Annotated in this window: 8 protein-coding genes; 7 read left to right on the top strand and 1 reads right to left on the bottom strand. The window is 75.1% G+C overall.

Annotation, left to right across the window (positions count from 1 at the left end):
• The first annotated feature begins 690 nt into the window (after positions 1 to 690).
• The 3 genes from ACFVVA_RS39950 to ACFVVA_RS39940 all read left to right on the top strand — a co-directional run bounded on the left by ACFVVA_RS39950 (position 691) and on the right by ACFVVA_RS39940 (position 3,049).
• A complete protein-coding gene (locus ACFVVA_RS39950) occupies positions 691 to 1,968 on the top strand; it encodes an MFS transporter (protein ID WP_387695585.1) in 1,278 nt (425 codons plus the stop codon).
• A 200-nt stretch (positions 1,969 to 2,168) separates the two neighbouring features.
• A complete protein-coding gene (locus ACFVVA_RS39945) occupies positions 2,169 to 2,603 on the top strand; it encodes a very short patch repair endonuclease (RefSeq protein ID WP_387695583.1) in 435 nt (144 codons plus the stop codon).
• A gap of 11 nt (positions 2,604 to 2,614) precedes the next feature.
• Positions 2,615 to 3,049, top strand: a complete 435-nt coding sequence (locus ACFVVA_RS39940; RefSeq protein ID WP_387695582.1) for a glutaredoxin domain-containing protein — start codon at positions 2,615 to 2,617, stop codon at positions 3,047 to 3,049.
• A gap of 81 nt (positions 3,050 to 3,130) precedes the next feature.
• Here ACFVVA_RS39940 and ACFVVA_RS39935 read toward each other — a convergent pair whose 3' ends face one another.
• Complete coding sequence (locus ACFVVA_RS39935; protein ID WP_387695593.1) at positions 3,131 to 6,196, bottom strand: AAA family ATPase; 3,066 nt, start codon at positions 6,194 to 6,196, stop codon at positions 3,131 to 3,133.
• Between the two features lie 230 nt (positions 6,197 to 6,426).
• Here ACFVVA_RS39935 and ACFVVA_RS39930 point away from each other — a divergent pair, with 230 nt between their 5' ends.
• The 4 genes from ACFVVA_RS39930 to ACFVVA_RS39915 form a co-directional block, all read left to right on the top strand.
• Positions 6,427 to 7,581 (top strand): transposase domain-containing protein, encoded by a 1,155-nt coding sequence (locus tag ACFVVA_RS39930; RefSeq protein WP_387695581.1) that lies wholly within the window; start codon positions 6,427 to 6,429, stop codon positions 7,579 to 7,581.
• A gap of 894 nt (positions 7,582 to 8,475) precedes the next feature.
• Positions 8,476 to 9,213: a thioesterase II family protein gene (locus ACFVVA_RS39925; protein WP_387695580.1), complete on the top strand. Its 738-nt coding sequence runs from the start codon at positions 8,476 to 8,478 to the stop codon at positions 9,211 to 9,213.
• A gap of 164 nt (positions 9,214 to 9,377) precedes the next feature.
• Positions 9,378 to 10,631 (top strand): crotonyl-CoA carboxylase/reductase, encoded by a 1,254-nt coding sequence (gene ccrA, locus ACFVVA_RS39920; protein WP_359898534.1) that lies wholly within the window; start codon positions 9,378 to 9,380, stop codon positions 10,629 to 10,631.
• A gap of 256 nt (positions 10,632 to 10,887) precedes the next feature.
• The coding region (locus ACFVVA_RS39915) for a type I polyketide synthase (RefSeq protein WP_387695579.1) at positions 10,888 to 24,434 on the top strand (13,547 nt) is incomplete at its 3' end.

Here is a 24,434-nt window from a genome sequence, read left to right as displayed (position 1 = left end):
CCCTCCGGGTAGTCCTGCGGGTAGCCCTCCGGTGGAGGCGGCCGGGAGCCGACCGGAGCGGGGCCGGGGCGACCGGCCGGGGCGCCGTGGTGCGGCCGTGGCGCGTTTCGCCCCCCGGGGTGTGGGCGTCGGTTGAGTTGGGCAGGGGCACGTCAGGACCCGGGCGGCTGTGCGGACGCCCGGTGCGTCGGGGCGGGCCGTTGCGGCCTGCCATCAATGTGGTGCGAGCCCGTCGATCGGGGCGAGGGCGTCCTCGACCGATCCCGCCGGGTCGACCACCGGACAGAGGACCCCGCGGACAGTGCGGGTGGCGTCCAGTACGAGGGTGAGCCGCTTGAGCCGGTCGACGTCCGCTGCCCGGACAGTGGGCAGGCGCAGCGCGGCGGTCGGCCGGATTTCGGCGCCGGAGACCAGCGGGAAGGGGATGCGGGCGTGCTCGGCGAACGCGCACAGCTGGTCCGGGCGTTGGGTGCTGACGCCGTGGAGCCGGGCGTCGCGGGGTCGGTCGACTCGCCTGTGGCGGCTGGGAGTTCCGGCTCGGGCAGCCGGTGGCCGGTCGGGCCGTGCACGCGGCGGGCCGCTTCTCCGGCGCCCCGGCGGCGATCAGCGCCTTGAGGCGCTCGGTGAGGACGCGGCGGCTGATGCCCAGTCCGGTGCGGTGGACAGGTTGCGACAGAAGGGGTGGGCCCGATGGTGAATGTGACGACGCGGACAGCGGTCGCGGCGGACCGGGGAGCGGAGCACGAGGCGCGACGCCGGACTTCGGCAGGAGTGTTCTGGCGCTACTGGACGGGATCGCTGGTCAGCCGGCTCGGGGACCAAGTGACCAGTGTCGCCCTGCCCTTGATCGCCGTGCTCACCCTGCACGCGACGGCCTGGCAGGTCGGCCTGATCACCGGTGCCGGGTACCTGGGGTGGCTGCTGGTCGGGCTGCCGGCCGGCGTCCTGGTCCACCGGCTCCCGCTGCGCGGCACCCAGGTGGTGATGGACCTGGTGCGCGGGCTGGCCGTGGCCTCGGTTCCGGTGGCGGCCGCGCTGGGCGGCCTCGGCCTGCCGCACCTGGTGGCGGTCGCGCTGCTGGTCGGGCTGGCGAGCGTGGTCTTCGACGTCGGCAACTCCACCTTCCTGCCCTCCATCGTCCCCAGGGAGGAGCTGACCGCCCGCAACAGCCTGCTCTCCGGCAGCAGCGCCGCGACCGAGCTGGCCGGCCCCTCGCTCGGCGGTGTGCTGGTCCAACTCGTCGGCGGCGCGGCCGCGATGGTGCTGGACGCGGTCAGCTACCTGGTCTCGGCGGCCCTGCTGCGCAGCCTGCCCCGTGCGGAACGGTCCGCCGTCGCCCGCCCGGCCGGCGCGGGGATGCGGGAACAGATCCGCGAGGGCTGGCACTTCGTCACCCGGCACCCGGTGATCGGGCCGTGCGCCGCCGACGCCACCGCGGTCAACTTCGTCGCCGGCGGGCTGATGACACTCACCCCGGTGTTCCTGGTCGACACCCTCGACGCGCCGGCCGCCGCCGTCGGCGCCCTGATGGCCACCGGCGGCCTGGGCAGCCTGATCGGCGCCGCCCTCACACCCCGGGTGGTCTCCCGGATCGGCAGCGGCGGCGCCCTGCGGAGGGCGGCGCTGATCGCCGCCCTCTTCACCTTCCTGCTCCCGGCGGCCGGCTCCGGCTGGGCGGCGCTCGTGTTCGCCGTCGGCAACGCGGGCTTCTCGGCGGGAGTGGTGGTCACCAGCATCGTCACCCGCACCCACCGGCAGACCCACACCCCGCCGGAGCTGCTCCCCAGAGTGATGGCCACCGTCCGGTTCGTCTCCTGGGGCGCCATCCCGGTCGGCGCGGTCCTGGCCGGGGCCGCCTCCACGGCCTGGGGCCCGCGCACGGCGCTGCTCCTGCTGGCGGTGTGCAGCCTGGCCGGCCCGGCGATCCTGCTGGCCGGTTCGATCCGCCGGGTGCGCGACCTCGCCTGACGCCGGTCGCCCGCCCGCCGCCCCGGGCGCCGTTCGGGCGCCGTTCGGTCGAACGGAATGGCCCGGGGGAACGGCGAGCGGGGAGGCCGAGGGACGGCGGCGGGCGACCGGCCTCTCCCGGGCCGCGCACGACTGTCGGACCGGTGGACGAGAATGGCACTATGTCGCCGGTACCGTCCACACCCGCCGTCTCCGCCCGCATGAGCCGACAGGCATCGCGGGACACCGCCCAGGAACTGGCCGTCCGCCGTCTGCTCCACGCCGGTGGGTACCGCTACCGTGTCCAGCGGCCGGTGCCGGGCATGCCTCGCCGTACGGTGGACATCCTCTTCCCGGGGCCGAAGGTGGCGGTCTTCCTCGACGGCTGTTTCTGGCACGGGTGCCCGCAGCACGCCACGCACCCCAAGAGCAACGCCGAATGGTGGCGGACCAAGCTGGGCCGCAACATCGAGCGCGACACCGAGACGACGGAGCATCTGCGGGACGAGGGCTGGACGGTGCTCCGCTTCTGGGAGCACGAGACGCCCGAGGATGTCGCGCTGCGTGTCGCCGAGACGGTGGACCACCAACGGAGGCGCCCCGCCCGGGCCGCCCCGCCCCGGCGGGGGTCTGACGGGTCGGAAGCGGCCGGATAGCCTGGGGCGCCATGATGCGTGTGTGGATGTTGCCGCTGCTGCTGGTGCTCGGCGGTGCGGCCGTCGCGAGCGGCCCGGCCCTCGACGGGAACGGCGGGGCGGCCGCCCTGTTCCTGGTGCCGTTCGTCGGGCTCGCGGCCGTGAACTCGCCGCTGGTCTTCCCGAAGTCGCCCGGTGCGGCGGAGGCGCAGCGCCGCAGCGCGGCCGACGGCCGGCCGGTGGTGTACTGGCGGCCGGGCTGCACGTACTGCCTGCGGCTGCGCTTTCGGCTCGGCCGGTCGGCCCGGCGGCTGCACTGGGTCGACATCTGGAGCGACCCGGAGGCGGCGGCGGTCGTACGGGCGGCCAACGACGGCAACGAGACCGTGCCGACGGTCGTCGTGGACGGCCGGCCGCACACCAACCCCGACCCCGCGTGGGTGCGCGGACAGCTGTCCGCCACCTGAGCGGCGGCAGCGTCCCGCCGTACCCCGTCGACGCGGAGGGCGGTGCCACCGATCCGCTCGGTGGCACCGCCCCGGCAGGTGTCAGCCGACGGCGACTCCGTCGGCGCCCAGGCCGGCCGCGTTGCCGACGGCCTTCAGCGCATCCGCCGAGGAGGCGGCGCGGCATGCCATCTCCACGGCGTGGAAGCCGACTTCGGGCCCGACCCGGTCGGCGGGGCCGCCGGGTACGTCGCGGAAGACGGCGACCTCGCCCGGGAGCAGCTCCGAGCGGAGCAGGCTCGCCAGGCCGGCCCGGCCGCTCAGGCTCAGCTTGCGGTAGATGCGCGTCAGGTGCTGCTCCACCGTGCTGACGGTAATCCAGAGCTTGTCGCTGATCTCCCGGTTGCTGTCGCCCTCGGCCGCCAGTTTCGCCACCCGGAGCTCGGCCCGGCTGAGGCCGGTGAGCAGCGAGCCCACCGCCCCGCCCGGGGTGGTCGCCGGGGGCGGTCCCAGCGGGAGCGCCGGCTCGTCGTCCTCGCGCGGGCCGTCCTCGGCCGGGCGGCGGTCGCCGCAGTCCCCGAGCCCGGCGTCGGTGAGCGGGTCCGCGCCGTTGCGTGGCGTCCCGTCCGCGCGCGGTTCCTCGTCGGGCCCGAACCCGTCGCCGCCGGACCGCCCGTGTTCCACGGCCGGGGCGAATCCGGCCCGGATCCGCTGGGACCCCGCCTCCGCCCGGGCCGGTTCGAGCCGGTCGCCGGGCGTCCGCAGGCGGTCGACGGCCTCCTGCAGCAGGTCGGGCTTGTCCCGGCCCCCGTCGTGGTCGGCCAGGATCCGGAGCAGGGCGCCGCGGGTGCGGTCGTCCAGGGACGGTTCCCGCAGCTGACCGGCCGCCAGATTCCGGGCGGCGACCGGGTCGCCGGCCTGGAAGGTGGCCTCGACCAGGCTGGCGGTCAGCGGGATCAGGGCGGGGATGTCCAGTTGCCAGACCCTGAGCCGGCGGGCGCAGGTCCGGAGGTCGTCGAGCGCCTCCGTGGTCCGACCGGCCGCCAGGGCGAGCCGGCCGCGGGCGTGCAGGTAGCGGATGCCCATCACGGTCTCGAACATGGCGCTCGGGACCTCCCGGCCGGCCTCCTTGGCGGCGTCGTCCGTCCGGCCCAGCGCGAGGTGGGCCTGGATGAGCACCGACAGCGGATAGCCGATCGACACCCCCCAGTTCTCCTCGCCCGCCAACGACAGTGCGTCCGAGGCGAGTTCGGCGGCGGCCTCGGGATCCCCGTCGCGCAGGCACACGTCGGCCCGGGCCGCCTTGAGCTGGGCCAGCCAGGTGGTCGCACCCCGACGGGTGGCGTGGCCGATCAGCTCGTCGCACCAGAGCAGGGCCCGGCCGGGCTGGTCCCCGTCGGCGAGGGCGAGGATCGCGGTGGTGATCGCTTCCAGCGGCATCCCGTCCACCCGGCAGGAGGACAGGACGCGTTCGGCGTGCGAGGCGCTCTCCGCGTCGCCGCCCCGGGCCCAGACCCGGGAGAAGACCCCGATCGCCTCCGCGGCCGCGGGCAGGCAGGCGCCCCCGACCCCGGTGCCGCAGAGCTCGTCGAGGTTCCAGGACCGGGTGAAGGACGGGCCGAAGAACCAGTGGAAGACATGCAGGAGTTCGACGCCGTCCTCGTGCCCGAGGGTGAGGTGCGAGCGCTTCGCCTCCGCGAGGACGGTGGACACGGTGGTGAGGTCTCCCCGCCACAGCAGCGCCCGGATCAGTGCGACGACGTCCTTGCCGGTGAGCTTGCCCTCCACCAGGGCCTCGCGCAGCGCGCTGGTGTGCGGGGCGACCGCGCTGGGGTTGGTCTGCCAGGTGGAGTGGACGTACGTGCGCAGGGTGGCCAGGTGCTGGTCGTCGTTGGCCGCGGCCAGCGCCAGGTTGAGGTAGAGGTGCGCGGTCGAGGTCTTCCCCTCGGCCAGCTCCTGCTCCGCGGCGTCGGTGAGGATCGGTACGGTCCAGTCGCCGTCGGCCTCGCCCGCGGCGACGATCTGGGCGGCGATGACCGTGGTGGCCATGCCCAGGTCGCGCCGGAGCTTCGTCGCCCGGGTGTACAGCGTGGTCTGCTCGGTGCGCGAGAGCGAGGCGAGGACGGCGGCCGCGACGTTCGGGTGACGGAACTCGTCGCCGGCGGTCAGGCCGGCGTTGGTGAGGATCTCCAACGCGTGCCCGACGCACCGCTGGTCGAGGTCGAGCAGCCGGCCGAGCAGCGCCGGGGAGGCGTGCTCGCGCAGGACGGCCATGCCGCTGGCGACCGCGAGGATCTGCGGTTCCCAGCGGTAGAGGCAGGCCAGGACGGCCATTTCGAAGGACCGGCCGACGCGCGGCAGGTCGTCGGGCCGGGCCCGGTCGTGGGCGGCTTCGAGGTGGTTGTCCTCGATCAGGGCGTGGACCAGGATCGGGTTGCCCCCGCTCAGCCGGTGGACGGCCGGGGCGAGTTGCGGCGCGATCGCGTGGTCCGGGGTCCGCTCCAGGATGGTGCGGACGGTGTGTTCGGACATCGGCTTGAGCTGGACCCTGCTGTGCGGCGCGCGGGTCACCTCGGCGCGGAACAGCGGCAGCGTGGGCTGCGGCCGGTCCCACTCGTTGAGCACCATGAGCATGCGCTGGGGGCGCATGCGGCGCTGGAGGTAGAGCAGCGCCTGGAGCGAGGCGGTGTCCGCGAAGTGCACGTCGTCGATGCCGACCACCACGGACCGGCCCTCGCAGGCGCCCAGGAGGACGTTGCAGAGCCGGCGGATGGTCTCGTTCTCGACGGCCTGCGGCCGTTCGAACCGGTGGTCGGGGCTCAGGTGGTCGTCGAACGCCTCCGCGACCAGGGCGGATATTTCCGCGGCGAGTTCGTTCGGCAGTTCGGCGCAGCGCAGCAGCTGCTCGATGACCCCCATGGGGAGATCCCGTTCCGCCCGCGAACCGGTCGCCTGGAGGACCAGTGCTCCTTCTTTTGCCGCCAGCGCCGATAAATCGTGCAGAAGTTGGGTCTTACCACTTCCCAGGGTTCCGCTGACGAGGACCACCCGACCGTTCCCGCAGGACAGTCCCTCGAACAGGTCCAGTAAATACTCCAACGCTTCATGCTGTTCGGCTCGAATCAGCAAGAATGCCTCCGAGTTGTTGTGTAAAAGCCTTGCATCCACCGCAACGGAAAGGCTGACTCCCCCGTTTTGCCTTGAGCCTCCATGACGTTGCGTGATCACTCAGATGCACGGTGTACACAGCGCGAGGGGAACGCCGGCGGGACCGAGTGCCCGGGCTTGCATCTACTTTCACCCTAGGCGAACTTCAACGGCGACCGCTAGGGACTCCGTTCAGCGCCACACCGGTGACTTAAGTGTCGTGCGTGTAGCGTGGTTTCAGGAGGTGTCGGATGTCGCGACCAGGGCAGTTCGGCCCGGAACCGGACGGGGGACTGCCCGACCGCATCGCGGTCGGGCTGCTGACCGGGTCGTTCCCGCCGGAGCTGGTGGAGCGGGTGGTGGCCCGGTGCGGGCGGGAGGGGCAACGGAACCGCCTGCTGACACCGAAGGTGACGGTCTACCTGGTCCTGGCGATGTGTCTGTTCCCGGGCCACGGGTACCAGGAGGTCGCCCGCAGGCTCGTCCGGGGCCTCGCCTGGGCGGGGCGCTGCGCCGCGCCGGGGCAGGTGCCCAGTACGGCGGCGATCTCGCGGGCCCGGGTGAAGCTGGGGGCGGAGCCGTTCAGGGAACTGTTCGCCGAGGCCGTCCGGTCGGCGGCGGTCGAGGAGGCCGGGCGGGCCGGGTGGTCCGGGCAGGTCGGGCAGGTCGGGGGAGTCCGGTACCGGGGGCGGCGCCTGGTCGCCGTCGAGGGTGCGGCGATCGAGGTGCCGGACAGCGCCGAGAACGTGGCGTACTTCGGATCGCCGGAGCCCGGGGGCGGGTACCCGCGGGTGCGGCTGGCGGCCCTGGTCGAGTGCGGCACCGGAGCGGTCGCCGCGGCGGCCACCGGCCCGTCGGCGGCCGCCGTGCCGAACCTGGCCCGGGGCCTCTTCGACCGCCTCGGCGGCGGGGACCTGCTGCTCGCCGACCGGGGCGGGTTCGACGGTCCGGCGGTGTGGCGGGACGCCTCGGCCGGTGGGGCGGACCTGCTGTGGCGGGTCGGTCCGGACGCGGTGCTGCCGGTGCGTCAGTTGCTGGGCGACGGCTCGTTCCTGTCCGGGTTCGCCTCCGATGGGAGCGGTCACGGCGGTGGCGGGTCGGGCCGGTCGACGGGGTCGGCGGCGGCGCCGGTGGTGCGGGTGGTCGAGGACCCCTCGGCGGGGGAGCCGGGCCGGCTGCTCACCACGATCCTCGACCCGGGGCGGGCCCCCGTCGCGGAGCTGGCCGCGCTGCACGGCGCGTGGAGGTCGGGGGCGAGGGCCCTGCGGGACCTGGCGGCCGATCAGCTGGAGGCCGTGCGGGTGCTGCGCTCGCGCTCGCCCGAGGGGGTCGAGCAGGAGGTCTGGGGGCACTTGCTGGTCCATCACGCCCTGCGTCGGCTGCGGGTCTCCGGCCCCGGTCGTTAAGTCACCGGTGCGGTGAAATTGAATCAGCCGTTCCACTTCCCCGTGATGGCCGAAACGTGACGGCGCATTCCGGATCGGTGCGCATATCCGATGGGACGGAGGGTCCGGGGGCATTTCGGTGGTGCCGGAACGGATCGGAGGCGTTCGTTCCGCACACGTTCTGCCTGCCAGGCCCGCAGGTCCCGCCGCCGGCCCCGGGGATTCCCCGGCCGCTCGCCGCCGGCGGTTCCACCGGTGGAATCAGCGCGTCCGGTTCGATCGGTTCCGCCGGCCGGCACCCCTAAAGTTGGCCGGGCACCGCCCCCTAACCTCCCCCCCGGTCCGACGAGGCGCCCTTGCCCCGACGGCGCCGCCGACATAGGGCATGCCCCGGTCCGACCCGATCACCCGCGCGGCCGCCGCGCTCCAGCGGCCCGGGAAGGTGCCGGCGCGCCGGCGGGCATCCCCTACCAGGGCGGCCGCAGGACCACGCGCGCGTGCGCCCGCGCCGTGCGGTTAGGCCCTCTCTTTCGGATCACGCCAGGCGGGCGTCGTTGGAGCACGCACCGCGCCGGCTTGTCGTCGGTCGCCGATGGCCCCCAGCCTGGCGGCCGGGAGGTGCCCCCACCGCATGGACTCCCTCCTCCGCACCGCCGATGCACGCACTCCGACGACGCCCACTGGTCCGACGTGATCCGAAAGAGAGGGCCTAGGGGTTGTCCGGTCGGGCCGGGCCGGTCACGGTAGGAGCCGTTGAGGTCCCGACAGGACAGCGGGCGACCGGAGCCGGCCACGAACCCTCGTGCGCTCCCGCCCGCGGATCAAGGTGAGACGCGCGGTCCCGCAGGTCCGCGGGCGGCGCCTCACCGGTGTCGCGGTCCCACCACGCCGACCGCCGGAGGGATTCCAGTCACCATGGCAGCTATCGACGATCTGTGGGTGCGCCGCTACCACCCCGCGCCCGAGGCCCGGCACCGGCTGCTCTGCCTGCCGTACGCGGGTGGGTCCGCGAGCTACTTCTTCCCGGTGTCCCGCGCGCTGTCGCCGCAGGTCGACGTCCTCGCGGTGCAGTACCCCGGCCGTCAGGACCGGCGCCAGGAGCCCTGCGTGGAATCCGTGCAGGAACTGGCCGACCTGCTGGTCGACGTCGTCAAGCCGTGGGCCGACCGCCCGCTGTCGCTGTTCGGCCACAGCATGGGCGCCTCCGTGGCGTTCGAGCTGGCGCTGCGGCTGGAGGACCTCGGCATCGTGCCGCACACGGTGTGGGCCTCCGGGCGGCGCGCCCCCGGCGCCCACCGCGACGAGCGGTTCCACCAGCTCGACGACCAGGGCCTGCTCACCGAGATCAAGCGGTTGGACGGCACCGACAACAACCTCCTCGACGACGAGGAGATGGTGCGGATGGTCCTCCCGGTGCTGCGCAGCGACTACCGGGCCGCCGAGACCTACCGCCCCACCCCCGGTGCCGCGCTCACCGCGCCGGTCCTCGCCCTGGTCGGCGACGACGACCCGAAGGTCACCGTGGACGAGGCCCGGAAGTGGGCCGAGCACACCTCGGGCCCGTTCGAGCTCGAAGTCTTCCGCGGCGGCCACTTCTACCTCAACGCCCACGCCAACACCGTCGTCGACCGGATCCGCACCAGGCTCGGCTGACCGCTCCGCCGTTCGGCCGCGTCATCCGTCCACGCGAAGTTCCGCCGCGTCATTCATCCACGCGAATCGACCGTGTTGAAGGGCAGCCGGTTTCGAACCGGTTCTAGAGCTGCTCTGCGAGCCGGTCCTCGGAAATCCCGGAAAACTGCCCAGAGGAGTCGTTCGTGTCCAAGTCGCTCTACGAACTCGGTGAGATTCCGCCGCTCGGCCTCGTGCCCGAGCAGATGTACGCGACCGTCATCCGGCAGGACCGCTTCGGCGAGCCCCTCAAGGCGATGCAGACCGAGGTCGTCGACGTGCCGGAGCCCGGTTACGGCGAAGTGCTGGTGTACGTCATGGCCGCCGGAATCAACTACAACAACGTCTGGGCGTCGCTCGGCGAACCCATCGACGTCATCGCGATGAGACAGCGGTTGCTCGGCGAGAAGGAGGATTTCCACATCGGCGGCAGCGACGGTTCCGGAGTCGTCTGGGCCGTCGGCGAGGGCGTCAAGCAGTTCAAGGTCGGCGACGAGGTCATCCTTTCCGGAGCGACCTGGGACGAGACGGCGGAGGACGTCCGCACGGGCGTCGACCCGATCGCCTCGAAGTCGCTGCGGGCCTGGGGCTACGAGACGAACTACGGCTCCTTCGCCCAGTACACCGTGGTGCGCGAGCACCAGCTCCACCGCAAGCCGGCCAACCTGTCCTGGGAGGACGCCGGCGGCTACCTGGTCACCGGCGCCACCGCCTACCGGCAGCTGACCGGCTGGGCCCCGCACGACGTCCGCCCGGGCGACCCGGTGCTGATCTGGGGCGGCTCCGGCGGCGTCGGCTCGGCGGCCATCCAGATCGTGAAGCTGCTCGGCGGCATCCCGATCGCCGTGGTCTCCAACCCGGACCGGGTCCAGTTCTGCCTGGACCTCGGCGCCGCGGGCGTGATCGACCGCCGGGAGTTCACCCACTGGGGACGGCTGCCGGACCTCGACGACGAGGCGGCCGGCCGGGCCTGGACGGCCGAGGCCCGCCGGTTCGGCGCGAAGATCTGGGAGATCCTCGGGGAGCGCCGCAACCCGAAGATCGTCGTCGAGCACCCCGGCGAGGACACCCTGCCGACCTCGCTGTTCGTCTGCGAGAACGGCGGCATGGTCGTGCTGTGCGGCGGCACCAGCGGCTACAACGGCGACCTCGACCTGCGCTACCTGTGGATGCGCAGCAAGCGCCTCCAGGGCTCGCACGCCTCGAACACCCGGGAGAACCGCGCGGTCATCGGGCTGATGGCGGACGGCCGGCTCGACCCGTGCATCACCTGGTGCGGCACCTTCGACCAGATCGGCGAGGCCCACCAGATGCTCTACGCGAACCAGCAGGGCGTCGGCAACCTGGCCGCCCTGGTGAACGCCGCGGCGCCGGGGCAGACCTCGCTGCGGACCGGCTGAACGACGGGACGGGAGCCGCGCCGCCACGGCGGCGCGGATTTCCGGAGCGAATAACGGAGCGGGAACCGCGCGAATGCGGTTCCCGCTCCGACGGCGAACGGCCCGGAACGGCCCGTGCCATCTGATGTCCTTTTTTCTGGGGTCGGCTAGGGGTATCGCGCGGGGATTATCTCCCTAGGATGCGAAACGCTGCGGTCTCACGGGTAATCGGTACCGGCTGCGGTCCACCGCCGGCCGGGAGTAGGGGTTGATCTGCGTGGGGGAAGAGCAAAAGTATCTCGAATACCTGAAGCGGGTGACGGCCGATCTCCGGCGCACACGTCGTCAGCTCCAGGTGGCGGAGATGCGCGAGCGCGAGCCCATCGCGATCGTCGCGATGGCCTGCCGTTACCCGGGCGGCGTGAGCTCGCCGGCCGACCTGTGGCGGCTGGTGACCCGCGGCGGTGACGCCATCACCGGTTTCCCCGAGGACCGCGGCTGGCCGGCCGGGTCCGGCTACGCCGACGAGGGCGGATTCGTCGACGGGGTGGCCGAGTTCGACGCCGCGCTGTTCGGCATCTCCCCGCGCGAGGCCCTGGCCATGGACCCGCAGCAGCGGCTGCTGCTGGAATCCGCCTGGGAGGTCGTGGAGCGGGCCGGGATCGACCCGCGCTCGCTCTCCGGCAACCGGGTCGGCGTCTTCGTCGGCGCCTCCGCCTCCGGCTACGCCGAGGGCGCCCACTCCCTGCCCGAGGGCGCCGCCACCCACCTGGCCATCGGCAACGCGGCCAGCGTGGTGTCCGGCCGGGTCGCGTACGCGCTGGGTCTGGAGGGCCCGGCCGTCACCGTCGACACGGCCTGCTCCTCCTCCCTGGTCGCCCTGCACCTGGCCGTCCACGCGCTGCGCGCGGGCGACTGCGAGCTGGCGCTGGCCGGCGGCGTCACGGTGATGTCCTCGCCGAGCGTCTTCGCGGAGTTCAGCCGCCTCGACGGCCTGGCCGGCAACGGGCGCTGCAAGGCCTTCGCCGAGGGCGCCGACGGCACCGGCTGGGGCGAGGGCGTCGGCCTGCTGATGGTCGAACGGCTCTCCGACGCCCAGCGGCTGGGGCACCCGGTGCTCGCCGTGGTGCGCGGCAGCGCCGTCAACCAGGACGGCGCCTCCAACGGCCTGACGGCCCCCAACGGTCCGTCCCAGCAGCGGGTGATCCGTCAGGCGCTGGCCGGCGCGGGGCTCTCCCCGGCCGACGTGGACGCGGTCGAGGCGCACGGCACCGGCACCCGGCTCGGCGACCCGATCGAGGCCCAGGCCCTGCTCGCCACGTACGGGCGGGAGCGTGCCGAGGGCGGCCCGCTGTGGCTGGGCTCGGTCAAGTCCAACATCGGGCACACCCAGGCCGCGGCCGGTGTGGCGGGTGTGATCAAGATGGTGCAGGCGATCCACCACGGCCTGCTGCCGGCCACCCTGCACGTGGACGCGCCCACCTCGCACGTGGACTGGAGCGAGGGCGGCGTCGAGCTGCTCACCGAGGCCCGGTCGTGGCCGGAGACCGACCACCCCCGCCGGGCCGGCGTCTCCTCGTTCGGCATCAGCGGCACCAACGCGCACGTGATCATCGAGGCGGCGCCCGCGCCCGCCGAGCCGCAGGCCGAGGGCGAGGGCGAGGCCGGGCCGGACGCCGACGCCGAGCCGACCGCCCAGGTCTCCCAGGCCTCCCAGGCCGACCCGGCCCCGTCGGCCCCGTCGGCCCCTTCGGCGCCCGCGCCCGCCGCCGGCCGGCCGGCGCTGTGGCCGCTCTCCGGCAAGGGCGCGGCCGGGCTGCGCGCCCAGGCCGGCCGACTGCGTGCCCACCTCGCCGAGACCGAGGCGCCCGACCCCGTCGACCTCGCCTGGTCGCTCGCCACCACCCGCGCGGGCCTGGACCACCGCGCGGTGGTCCTCGGCGACCTGCTCCCGGGCCTGGACGCGCTCGCCGGGGGCGACCCGGCCACGGCGGTGACCGGCGTGGTGGGCGAGGGCCGCTGCGCCTTCCTGTTCACCGGCCAGGGCTCGCAGCGCGCCGCGATGGGCCGCGGGCTGTACGAGGCCTTCCCCGCCTTCGCCGAGGCCTTCGACGCCGTCTGCGCCGAACTGGACCGCCACCTCGACGGATCGGTCAAGGAAGCGGTCTTCACCGGCCGCGGCCTCGACCTGACGATGTGGACCCAGGCCGGCCTGTTCGCCGTCGAGGTCGCCGGCTTCCGGCTGCTCGAATCCTGGGGCGTGGCCCCCGACTTCCTGCTCGGCCACTCCGTCGGCGAACTCGCCGCGGCGCACTGCGCGGGCGTCCTCACGCTCGCGGACGCCTGCGCCGTGGTGGCCGCGCGCGGCCGGCTGATGCAGGCGCTGCCGTCCGGCGGCGCGATGCTCGCCGTCCGGGCCACCGAGGCGGAGGCCGTCGAGGCGATCGCCGGACGCGCCGACGTCGCGGCGGTCAACGGGCCGTCCTCGGTCGTGGTCTCCGGCACCGCGGAGGTGATCGACGAACTGGCCGCCCGCTGGGCGGCCGAGGGCCGCAGGACGAGCCGGCTGACGGTCTCGCACGCCTTCCACTCCGCGCTGATGGAGCCGATGCTCGCGGACTTCCGCGCGGTGCTGGAGACGGTCTCCTTCGCCCGCCCCCGGATCGCGATCGTCTCCAACCTGACCGGAGCCGTCGCCGCGCCCGACCTGCTCACCACCCCGGAGTACTGGGTGCGGCACGTGCGCGAGGCCGTCCGGTTCGCCGACGGCGCCGCCTGCCTGGCCGCCCGGGGCGTGACCCGCTTCGTCGAGCTCGGCCCGGACGGCGTGCTCTGCGGGATGGCCCAACAGGCCGGTGCCGAGGGCGTGTTCGCCCCGGTGCTGCGTCGCGATCGGGACGACGCCGAGTCGGCGCTGACCGCACTGGCCCGGATCTGGACGGCCGGCGTCGAGGTCGACTGGCGCACCGTGCTGCCCGAGGGCCGCCGGGTGGAGCTGCCGACGTACGCCTTCCAGCGCGAGCGCTACTGGCCGCAGAGCATGGCGGCGCCGGTCGGCCCGCCGCGCGAGGCCTCGGACCAGGACGTCCGGTTCTGGGCGGCGGTGGAGCGCGCGGACCTCACCGAGCTGGCCACCACCCTGAAGCTGGAGGAGGCCCCCGGCCTGCTGGACGAGGTGGTCCCCGCGCTGGCCGCCTGGCGGCGCTCCCAGCGGCAGGAGTCGACCGTCGACTCGTGGCGCTACCAGGTCACCTGGAAGCCGCTGACGGGCCTCGGCGACACCGCCCCGCTCACCGGCGACTGGCTGCTGTCCGCCGACCCCGGGGACGGGCGGGCGGAGGCCGTCGAGCAGGCTCTGCGGGCCGCTGGCGCCACCGTCCTGCGCTGCGCCCCCGGGGCGTGGCCGACGGCCGGCCCGGCCGGCGTGGTCGGCGTGGTCGCGCTGCCGGCCGGCGCCGACCCGGCCGCCGAGGCGCTGGCGGCCGTCCAGGGCCTCGGCGAGGCGGGCATCGACGCACCGCTGTGGCTGCTCACCTCCGGCGCCGTCTCGGTGGGCCGGTTCGACCCGCCGAGCGACCCGTCGGCGGCCCGGGTGTGGGGGCTCGGCCGCGTCGCCGCCCTGGAACTCCCCGACCGCTGGGGCGGGTTGATCGACCTTCCGGCCACCCTGGACGCCCGGGCCGGCGCCCGGCTCGCCGCGGTGCTGGCCGGCGCCACGGGCGAGGACCAGGTCGCCGTGCGCGGCTCCGCCGCCTACGGACGCCGGCTGACCCGCCCGGAGCCGACCCGGACCGCCGAACGGCCGTGGACCCCCTCGGGCACGGTGCTGGTCACCGGCGGCACCGGCGCCCTGGGCGCGGCCGTCGCCCGCTGGCTGGCCGAACGCGGAGCGCCGCACCTGCTGCTGCTCGCCCGGCGCGGCGCCGCCGCCCCGGGCGCCGAGGACCTGGTCGCCGAGCTGACCGCCACCGGCACCCGGGTCACCGTCGAGGCCTGCGACGTCGCGGACCGGGAGGCGCTGGCCGCGGTGCTCGCGCGGATCCCGGCCGACCTCCCGCTGACCGGGGTGGTGCACGCCGCCGGGGTCGCGGCGCACGGCCCGATCGAGGAGCTGCGCCCCGCCGACCTGGCCGCCGTCGTCGACGGCAAGGCGGCCGGCGCCGCACACCTCGATGAACTCACCGACGGCCTGGACCTGTTCGTCACCTTCTCCTCGATCGCGGCGACCTGGGGCAGCGGCGGCCAGGCCGCCTACGCGGCCGGCAACGCCCACCTGGACGCGCTGGTCGACAACCGCCGCAGCCGCGGCCTGTCCGGCACCTCGATCGCCTGGGGCCCCTGGGCCGAGGCCGGGATGGCCGTCCGCGGCGAGGCGGCCGACTTCCTGCGCCGCCGCGGGCTGAACGCGCTCGACCCGGCCCTCGCCGTCCGCGCCCTGGCGCGGGCCGTGGACCACGGCGAGGGCTGCGTGACCGTCGCCGACGTCGACTGGGGGTTGTTCGCCCCGGCCTTCACCCTGGGCCGCCCCAGCCCGCTGCTGGCCGACCTGCCCGAGGCGGCGCAGCCGGTCGAGGGGGAGAGCTCCGACTTCGAGCTGGGCACCGCGCTGCGGCAGCGGCTCACCGCCGGGCCCGCCGGTCAGCGCCACCAGGTGCTGGTGGACCTGGTCCGGGAGCGCGCGGCCGCCGTGCTGGGCCACCGCACCGCCGAGGCGGTCGACCCCGAGCAGGTCTTCCGCGACCTCGGCTTCGACTCGCTGACCGCCGTCGAACTGCGCAACCTGCTGAACGCGGAGACCGGCCTCCGGCTGCCCGCCACCCTGGTCTTCGACCACCCGACTCCGACCGCCCTGGCCGGGTACCTGCTCGGCGAACTGTTCGACGAGCCGGACGCGCCGGCGGCGCCCACCCGTGCCGCGGCCGACGCCGTCGACGCCGACGACGACCCGGTCGTGATCGTCGGCATGAGCTGCCGCTACCCCGGCGGGGTGGAGTCCCCCGACGACCTGTGGCGGCTGGTGTCCGACGGCGAGGACGGCGTCACCGGCTTCCCCGCCGACCGCGGCTGGGACCTCGCCGACGACGAGGGCTCGTACGCCCGGCAGGGCGGCTTCGTCGCCGGGGCGACCGGCTTCGACGCGGCGCTGTTCGGCATCTCCCCGCGCGAGGCGCTGGCCATGGACCCCCAGCAGCGGCTGCTGCTGGAGGCCGCCTGGGAGGTCCTCGAATCGGCGGGGCTGGACCCGCGCTCCGTCCAGGGCGCGCAGATCGGCGTGTTCGCCGGAGCGTCCAACTCCGGCTACGGCACCGGCGGCCTCGGGCTGGCGGGTGCCGAGGGGCACCTGCTGTCCGGCACCGCCAACAGCGTCATCTCCGGCCGGGTCGCCTACACCTTCGGCCTCGAAGGGCCCGCCGTCACCGTCGACACCGCCTGCTCCTCCTCGCTGGTCGCCCTGCACCTGGCCGTGCAGGCGGTGCAGCGCGGCGAGTGCGAGCAGGCCCTGGCCGGCGGCGTCACGGTGATGGTCTCCCCGGCGGCCTTCGGCGAGTTCGACCGCCAGGGCGGGCTCTCCTCGACCGGACGCTGCCGCTCCTACGCGGGCGCCGCCGACGGAACGGGCTGGGGCGAGGGCGTCGGCCTGCTGCTGATCGAGCGGCTCTCCACCGCCCGGCGCGAGGGCCACCGGGTGCACGCGGTGATCCGGGGCAGCGCGGTCAACCAGGACGGCGCCTCCAACGGCCTCACCGCGCCCAACGGCCCCGCGCAGCAGCGGGTGATCCGGCAGGCGCTGGTCAACGCGGGCCTGTCCACCCGGGACGTCGACCTGGTCGAGGGCCACGGCACCGGCACCGTGCTGGGCGACCCGATCGAGGTCCAGGCGCTGCTGGCCACGTACGGTCAGGGACGGCCGGAGGACGGCCCGCTGCTGCTCGGCTCGATCAAGTCCAACATCGGCCACACCCAGGCCGCCGCGGGCGCGGCCGGCGTGATCAAGATGGTGCAGGCGCTGCGCCACGGGATCATGCCCGCCACGCTGCACGTGGACGAGCCCAGCCCGCAGGTGGACTGGTCGCGCGGCGCGGTGGAACTGCTCACCGAGGCCCGGTCCTGGCCCGAGCTGGACCGGCCGCGCCGGGCCGCCGTCTCCTCCTTCGGCATCAGCGGCACCAACGCCCACGTCATCATCGAGCAGCCCCCGGCCGTCGAGGCCGAGCGGGCCCCGACCCCCGCGCTCGCGCTGCTGCCGCTCTCCGCGCACACCCGGGACGGCCTGCGGGCCCAGGCGCAGCGGCTGCGCACCTTCCTCGCCGACTCGGACGCCGACCCGCGCGACACCGGCCACGCGCTCGCCACCACCCGTGCCGCGCTGGAGCACCGCGCGGTGCTGGTCGGCGACGACCGGACGGAACTCCTCGGCCGGCTGGCCGACTTCGACGGCACGACGGCCGCCACCGCGGTCCCCGGCGGCACCGCCTTCCTGTTCACCGGCCAGGGGGCCCAGCGGGCCGGCATGGCCGAGGAGCTGTACGCGCGCTTCCCGGTGTTCGCGGACGCCTTCGACGCGGTCTGCGCCGAACTGGACCCGGCGCTGGACCGGCCGGTCCGCGAGGTGGCGGCCGACGGCGTGGACCTGAACCTGACCGGCTACGCCCAGACCGCGCTGTTCGCGGTCGAGGTCGCCACCTTCCGGCTGCTCGAATCCTGGGGTGTGGTGCCGAACCTGCTGCTCGGGCATTCGATCGGCGAGGTCGCGGCGGCGCACTGCGCCGGGGTGTTCTCGCTGGCGGACGCCTGCCGGCTGGTCGCGGCCCGGGCCCGGCTGATGCAGGCGCTCCCGAGCGGCGGCGCGATGCTCGCGGTGCGGGCCGAGGAGGCGGAGGTCCGCGAGGTCCTGGCCGGCCGGGCCGACGTCGCCGCGGTCAACGGGCCCGCCGACCTGGTGGTCTCCGGCGAAGCGGCGGTGATCGACGAACTCGCCGCCCGCTGGCGGGCCGAGGGGCGCCGGACCGCGCGGCTGGCGGTCTCGCACGCCTTCCACTCGGCGCTGATGGAGCCGATGCTCGCGGACTTCCGCGCGGTGCTGGAGACGATCACCTTCGAGGCGCCGCGGATCGCGATCGTCTCCAACCTGACCGGCGCCCTCGCCGGCGCCGACACCCTGGGCACGCCGGACTACTGGGTGCGCCACGTCCGGGAGACCGTCCGGTTCGCCGACGGCGTGGCCTGCCTGCGCGAGCACGGCGTCCGCCGGTTCATCGAGCTGGGGCCGGACGGTGTGCTCTGCGGCATGGCCCAACTGACCGTCACCGACGGGGTGTTCGTGCCGATGCAGCGTCGGGACCGGACCGGCGCGGAGGCGGTCGCGGAGACCGTCGGCGCGCTGTGGACGGCCGGCGTCGCGCTGGACTGGCGGGCCGTGCTGGGCGGCGGCCGGCGGGTCGAGCTGCCGACGTACGCCTTCCAGCGCGAGCGGTACTGGCCCGAACCGGGCCCCGTCCCCGCGCCCGCCAACGGCGCCGTGGACGCCCTGGACGCCCGGTTCTGGGACGCGGTCGAGCGTGCGGACCTGGGCGAGCTGGCGAGCACCCTCGCCGTCGAGTCGGCGGGCGAGCTGGAGCCGCTGCTGCCCGTGCTGTCCTCCTGGCGCCGCCGTCGCCGGGCCGACGCCGTCGTCAACTCCTGGCGCTACCGCGTCACCTGGAAGCCGGTCACGGACGGGCTCGGCGCGGGCGCGCTCACCGGAACGTGGCTGGTCGTGCTGCCGGACGGGGCCGACGGTGCTGCCGGGGCCGACGGGGCGGGCGAAGCGGCCGGGCCGGCCGGCGGGCTGCCCGCGGCGCTGCGGGCCGCCGGGGCCGAACTGGTCGAGTTCCGCTGCGACCCGGTGGCCGAGGGCCGGGCGGCGCTGGCCGGACGGCTCGCGGAACTGCCCGCCGAGTACGCGGGCGTGCTGTCGCTGACCGCGCTCGGCCCGGACGGGCTGACCGCCTCGGTGGTCCTGCTCCAGGCGCTCGGCGACGCCGCGATCGGCGCGCCGCTCTGGACCGTCACCAGCGGCGCGGTGTCGGTGGGCGGCTCCGACCCGCTGCGCGATCCGCTCCAGGCCCAGGTGTGGGGCGCCGGGCGGGTCGCCGCGCTGGAGCACCCGGACCGCTGGGGCGGGCTGGTCGACGTTCCCGCCGCCGTGGACGGCCGGGTCGCCGCCCGGCTGGCCTCGGTGCTCACCGGTGACCAGGGCCTGGACCAGGTCGCCGTGCGCCCCGCCGGGGTCTACTCCCGCCGACTGGTCCGGGCGGCCGTCGAGGACGTCCCGGCCGAGCCGTGGACCCCCTCGGGCACGGTGCTGGTGACCGGTGGAACGGGGGCGCTGGGCGCGGAGGTGGCGCGCTGGCTGGCCGGTCGGGGCGTTCCCCGTCTCGTGCTGACCAGTCGGCGCGGTTCGGCGGCCGAGGGCGTGGACGCGCTGGTGGCCGAACTGACCGGGCTCGGTGCCCGGGTGACGGTCGCCGCCTGCGACGCCGCCGACCGGGCGGCGCTGGCGGCGGTGCTCGACGCGATCCCGGCCGAGTTCCCGCTGACCGGCGTGGTGCACGCGGCCGGCGTCGCCGAGACCGCACCGCTGGACTGGACCGGCCCCGCGGACGTGCGCTCGTCCACCGGTGGCAAGGTCACCGGCGCGGCACACCTGGACGAGCTCACCGCCGGGCTGGACCTGGATCTGTTCGTCACCTTCTCCTCCATCGCGGGCGTCTGGGGCAGCGGCGGGCAGGGGCTCTACGCCGCCGCCAACGCCTACCTGGACGCGCTGGTCCAGCAGCGGCGCTCGCGCGGCCTGGCGGGTCTCTCGGTGGCCTGGGGCCCCTGGGCCGAGGCCGGGATGGCGGTGCGCGGCGAGGCGGAGGACTTCCTGCGCAAGCGCGGACTGCCCGCCCTCGATCCGAAGCTGGCCGTCACCGCGCTCGCCGGGGCGGTGGACCGGCGGGAGACCTGCGCGGTGGTCGCGGACGTGGACTGGGAGCGGTTCGCCCCGGCGTTCACCTCCAGCCGCCCCAGCCCGCTGCTGGCCGACCTGCCCGAGGCGGCCCAGCGGCCGGCCGCGGAGGAGCCCGCCACCGAGGGCGGCACCGCCCTGGTGCGCCGGCTCGCGGCGGCCCCGGTCCCGCAGCGGGGCCGGATCCTGCTGGACCTGGTGCGGGCGCGGGCCGCCACGGTGCTCGGACACGGCACCGCCGAGGCCGTCGGAGCGGACCGGGCCTTCCGGGACCTGGGCTTCACCTCGCTGACCGCGGTGGAACTGCGCAACGCCCTGGGCACCGAGACGGGCCTGGCACTGCCGGCCACCCTGGTCTTCGACCACCCGACCCCGAGCGAGCTGGCCGAGCACCTGGCCGGTGAACTGCTGGACGACCTGGACGGCCCGGACGGCCCGGAAGCCGCCCCGGAGGCGGTCCGGGTCGACGGCGGGGCCGCTCCCGGCACCGACGACCCGATCGTGATCGTCGGGATGAGCTGCCGCTACCCCGGCGGCATCGCCTCCCCGAACGAGCTGTGGGAGCTGGTCGCCACCGGCGCCGACGGCATCTCCGGCTTCCCCGTCGACCGCGGCTGGGCGTTCGCGGACGCCGAGGACTCGTACGCCCGGCAGGGCGGTTTCGTCGCCGGGGCGACCCGCTTCGACGCGGGCCTGTTCGGCATCTCGCCGCGCGAGGCGCTGGCGATGGACCCGCAGCAGCGGCTGCTGCTGGAAGCCGCCTGGGAGGCCTTCGAGTCCGCCGAGCTGGACCCGCGCTCGATGCGCGGCCGGCAGATCGGTGTCTTCGTCGGCGCCTCCTCCTCCGGCTACGGCGGGGGCGGCGCGCACGGCTTCGAGGGAGCCGAGGGGCACCTGCTCTCCGGCACCGCCAACAGCGTGATCTCGGGCCGGGTCGCCTACTCCTTCGGCCTGGAGGGACCGGCGGTGACGGTGGACACCGCCTGCTCGTCGTCCCTGGTGGCACTCCACCTGGCGGCCCAGGCGGTGCAGCGCGGCGAGTGCGCGATGGCGCTCGCGGGCGGTGTCACGGTGATGGTCTCGCCCGCCACCTTCGGCGAGTTCGACCGCCAGGGCGGGCTCGCCTCGGACGGCCGCTGCAAGGCCTTCGCGGCCGCGGCGGACGGCACGGGCTGGGGCGAGGGCGTCGGCGTGCTGCTGGTCGAGCGGCTGTCGGACGCCCGGCGGCTCGGGCACCGGGTGCTGGCGCGGGTGCGCGGCAGCGCCGTCAACCAGGACGGCGCCTCCAACGGCCTCACCGCGCCCAACGGCCCCGCGCAGGAGCGGGTGATCCGCCAGGCCCTGGCCACCGCCGGACTGACCGCCGCCGACGTGGACGTGGTCGAGGCGCACGGCACCGGCACCCGCCTCGGCGACCCGATCGAGGCGCAGGCGCTGCTGGCCACGTACGGTCAGGGGCGGCCGGAGGGCAGCCCGCTGCTGCTGGGCTCGATCAAGTCCAACATCGGGCACACCCAGGCCGCCGCCGGCGTCGCCGGGATCATCAAGATGGTCATGGCGATGCGTCACGGCGTCCTCCCGGCCACCCTGCACGTGGACGAGCCCACCCCGCACGTCGACTGGTCGGCGGGCGCGGTGGAACTGCTGACGCAGGCCCGGCCGTGGCCGGAGGACGGCCGGCCGCGCCGTGCGGGTGTGTCCTCCTTCGGCATCAGCGGCACCAACGCCCACGTCATCATCGAGGCCGTGCCGAGCCCGGCCCCGGCCGAGCGGACGGCGGCGGCGCCGCCGGTGGTCCCCTGGCTGCTGTCGGGCCGGACCGAACCCGCCCTGCGGGCCCAGGCCGAGCGGCTCGCGGCCTTCCTCGGCTCCGGCGACGGGGCCGACGGTCGGCCGCAGCCGGACCCGGCCGACCTCGGCCACGCCCTGCTCGGCCGGGCCGCGCTCGCCCACCGCGCGGTGGTGCTCGGAGCGGACGCGGCGGACCTCGCCGAGGGGCTCGACACCGTGACGACGGGCACCCCGTCGGCCCACGTGGTCGCCGGTGCGACGGTCGAAGGCCAGACGGCGTTCCTGTTCACGGGACAGGGCGCGCAGCGGGTCGGCATGGGCCGGGGCCTGTACGAGGCCTTCCCGGTGTTCGCGGCGGCCTTCGACGCGGTCTGCGCGGAGCTGGACCTGCTGCTGGACCGGCCGGTCGGGGACGTGGTGTTCGACGGCGTCGAGGATCTGGACCGGACGGTGTGGGCGCAGGCCGGGCTGTTCGCGGTCGAGGTCGCTTCGTACCGCCTGCTCGAATCCTGTGGCGTGGTCCCCGACTTCCTGCTCGGGCACTCGATCGGCGAGATCGCCGCGGCGCACTGCGCCGGCGTGTTCTCGCTGCCGGACGCGTGCGCCCTGGTGGCGGCGCGCGGCCGGCTGATGGACGTGCTGCCGAGCGGCGGGGCGATGCTGGCGGTCGAGGCCGCCGAGGCCGAGGTGCGTTCGGAGATCGGCGACCGCCTGGACGTGGCGGCCGTCAACGGCCCGACCTCGGTGGTGGTTTCCGGGCCGGCGGAGGTGGTGGAGGAGTTCGCGGCCCGGTGGAAGGCCGAGGGGCGCCGGATCCGCCGGCTGACCGTCTCGCACGCCTTCCACTCGGCGCTGATGGAGCCGATGCTGTCCGAATTCGCTTCGGTGCTGGCCGGGTTGACCTTCGCCGAGCCGCGCGTTCCGATCGTGTCGAACCTGACCGGCGGGATCGCCGAGCCCGGTCTGCTCACCACTCCCGACTACTGGGTGCGCCAGGTCCGTGAGGCGGTCCGCTTCGCCGACGGCGTCGCCCACCTCGACGGGCAGGGCGTCACCCGCTACGTCGAGCTGGGGCCGGACGGTGTGCTGAGCGGGCTGGCGCAACAGTCCGTGCCCGAAGGGGTGTTCGCCCCCGTGGCCCGCCGCGACCGGGAGGACGTGGACACCGCGCTGCGCGCGCTGGCCCGGCTCTGGGTCGCCGGCGCGGACGTGGACTGGCGGGCCGTGCTGCCGGCCGGTCGACGGCTCGAACTGCCGACGTACGCCTTCCAGCACGAGCGCTACTGGCCGGAGGCGGTCCCGCCGGCCGGCGACCCGGGTACGGTCGGCCTGGAGCCCGTCGGCCACCCGCTGCTCAGCGCCGCAGTCCAACTGGCCGGTGACAACGGCCTGTTGCTGACCGGACGGCTGTCGGTGGCCACGCACCCGTGGCTGGCCGACCACGTCATCCTGGACCGGGTGGTGGTGCCCGGCGCCGCACTGGTCGAGATGGTCTGGGCGGCCGGCCGCCGGGCCGGCTCCCCGGCGATCCGGGAGCTGGTCCTGCGCACGCCCCTGGTGCTGCCCGAGCACGCCGGGGTGCAGATCCAGGTGAGCGTGAGCGCCGCCGGCGATACCGGTGAGCGCACCGTCGAGGTCTACTCGCGGCCCGAGGGCACCGGCGACGCCGTCTGGATCAGCCACGCGGCCGGACTCCTGGCCGACGAGGCCGCCGCCGCCGACGCCGCACCGGACCTCACCGTCTGGCCGCCGGCCGGTGCCACGGCGCTGCCGCTGGAGGGTTTCTACGAGGCTCTGGCGGAGGTCGGGTACGGTTACGGTCCGGTGTTCCGGGGTCTGGGTGCGGCCTGGCGGGTGGGTGAGACCGTCTGTGCGGAGGTCGCGCTGCCCGAGGCGGTGGCGGGTGAGGCGGGCGGTTTCGGTCTGCACCCGGCGCTGCTGGACGCGGCACTGCACGCGGTCGGGCTCTCCCCGGTCGCCCAGGCCGGGGGCACCCGGCTGCCGTTCGCCTGGACGAGTGCCCGACTGGACGCGGTGGGTGCCTCGGTGCTCCGGGTGCGGGTCGAGGGTACGGCGGACGGCGTCTCGCTGCTCCTCGCCGACGGCGTGGGCGAGCCCGTCGCGACCGTCGCATCGCTCGCCATGCGGGAGGTTTCGGCGGAGGCGCTTCGGCCGGTCGGTGAGGGTGGGCCGGAGGCGTTGTTCGCGGTGGACTGGGTGCCGGTTCCGGTTCCGGTTTCGGCAGGTCCGGAGGGTGCGGGTTCGTCGGAGTGGGTGGCGATCGGTGAGGTCGCGGGTGTGCGGGGGTTCGTCGATGTGGCGGGCCTGGTGGGTGAGTTGGAGGCCGGTGGGTTGGCGGTGCCGCCGGTGGTGGTGCTGCCGGTGCCGGTCGAGGGTGATGTGTATGCGCTGACGGCCCGGGTGCTGGGTGTGGTGCAGGAGTGGTTGGCGGAGGAGCGGTTCGGTTCCTCGCGTCTGGTGGTGCTGACGTGTGGGGCGGTTGCGGTTCCTGCCGGTGGTGGGGCTGATCCGGTGCAGGCGGCGGTGTGGGGTCTGCTGCGTTCGGCGCAGACGGAGAATCCGGACCGGATCGTGCTGGTGGACCTGGATCCGGATGCGCTGGATGGTTCGGAGGGGTTGTGGCCGGCGGTCGTCGCTGGTGGTGAGCCGCAGGCGGCGATCCGGGGTGGCGAGGTGTCGGTGCCGCGTCTCGTGCGGGCCTCCTCCCTGCAACTGGCGGAGACTCCGGTGGAGTTGGATGCCGACGGCACGGTGCTGATCACGGGTGGTACGGGGACGCTGGGCGGGCTGTTGGCCCGGCATCTGGCGGCCGTGCACGGTGTGCGGCATCTGACGCTGTTGAGCCGTCGTGGTGCGGACAGTCCGGCCGTGAGCGAACTGCTTGCCGATCTGGGCGAGTTGGGAGCCGAGGCCGAGGTCGTCGCATGCGATGCGGCCGACCGGACGGCCCTGTCCCGGGTGCTCGACGGTCTCGCCCGTCCGTTGGCGGGTGTGGTGCATGCGGCGGGTGTGCTGGACGA

Origin of the sequence: Kitasatospora sp. NPDC058048, from assembly GCF_042885555.1 — a bacterium.
Taxonomy (GTDB): domain Bacteria; phylum Actinomycetota; class Actinomycetes; order Streptomycetales; family Streptomycetaceae; genus Kitasatospora; species Kitasatospora lactacystinica.
The sequence above is the reverse complement of the archived record's forward strand: the minus strand, read 5'-3'. Positions and strand labels throughout refer to the sequence as shown.

Coding starts and splice junctions, on each gene's coding strand:
- ACFVVA_RS39950 (WP_387695585.1), top strand. CDS start 691: ATGGTGAATGTGACGACGCGGACAGCGGTCGCGGCGGACCGGGGAGCG.
- ACFVVA_RS39945 (WP_387695583.1), top strand. CDS start 2,169: ATGAGCCGACAGGCATCGCGGGACACCGCCCAGGAACTGGCCGTCCGC.
- ACFVVA_RS39940 (WP_387695582.1), top strand. CDS start 2,615: ATGATGCGTGTGTGGATGTTGCCGCTGCTGCTGGTGCTCGGCGGTGCG.
- ACFVVA_RS39930 (WP_387695581.1), top strand. CDS start 6,427: ATGTCGCGACCAGGGCAGTTCGGCCCGGAACCGGACGGGGGACTGCCC.
- ACFVVA_RS39925 (WP_387695580.1), top strand. CDS start 8,476: ATGGCAGCTATCGACGATCTGTGGGTGCGCCGCTACCACCCCGCGCCC.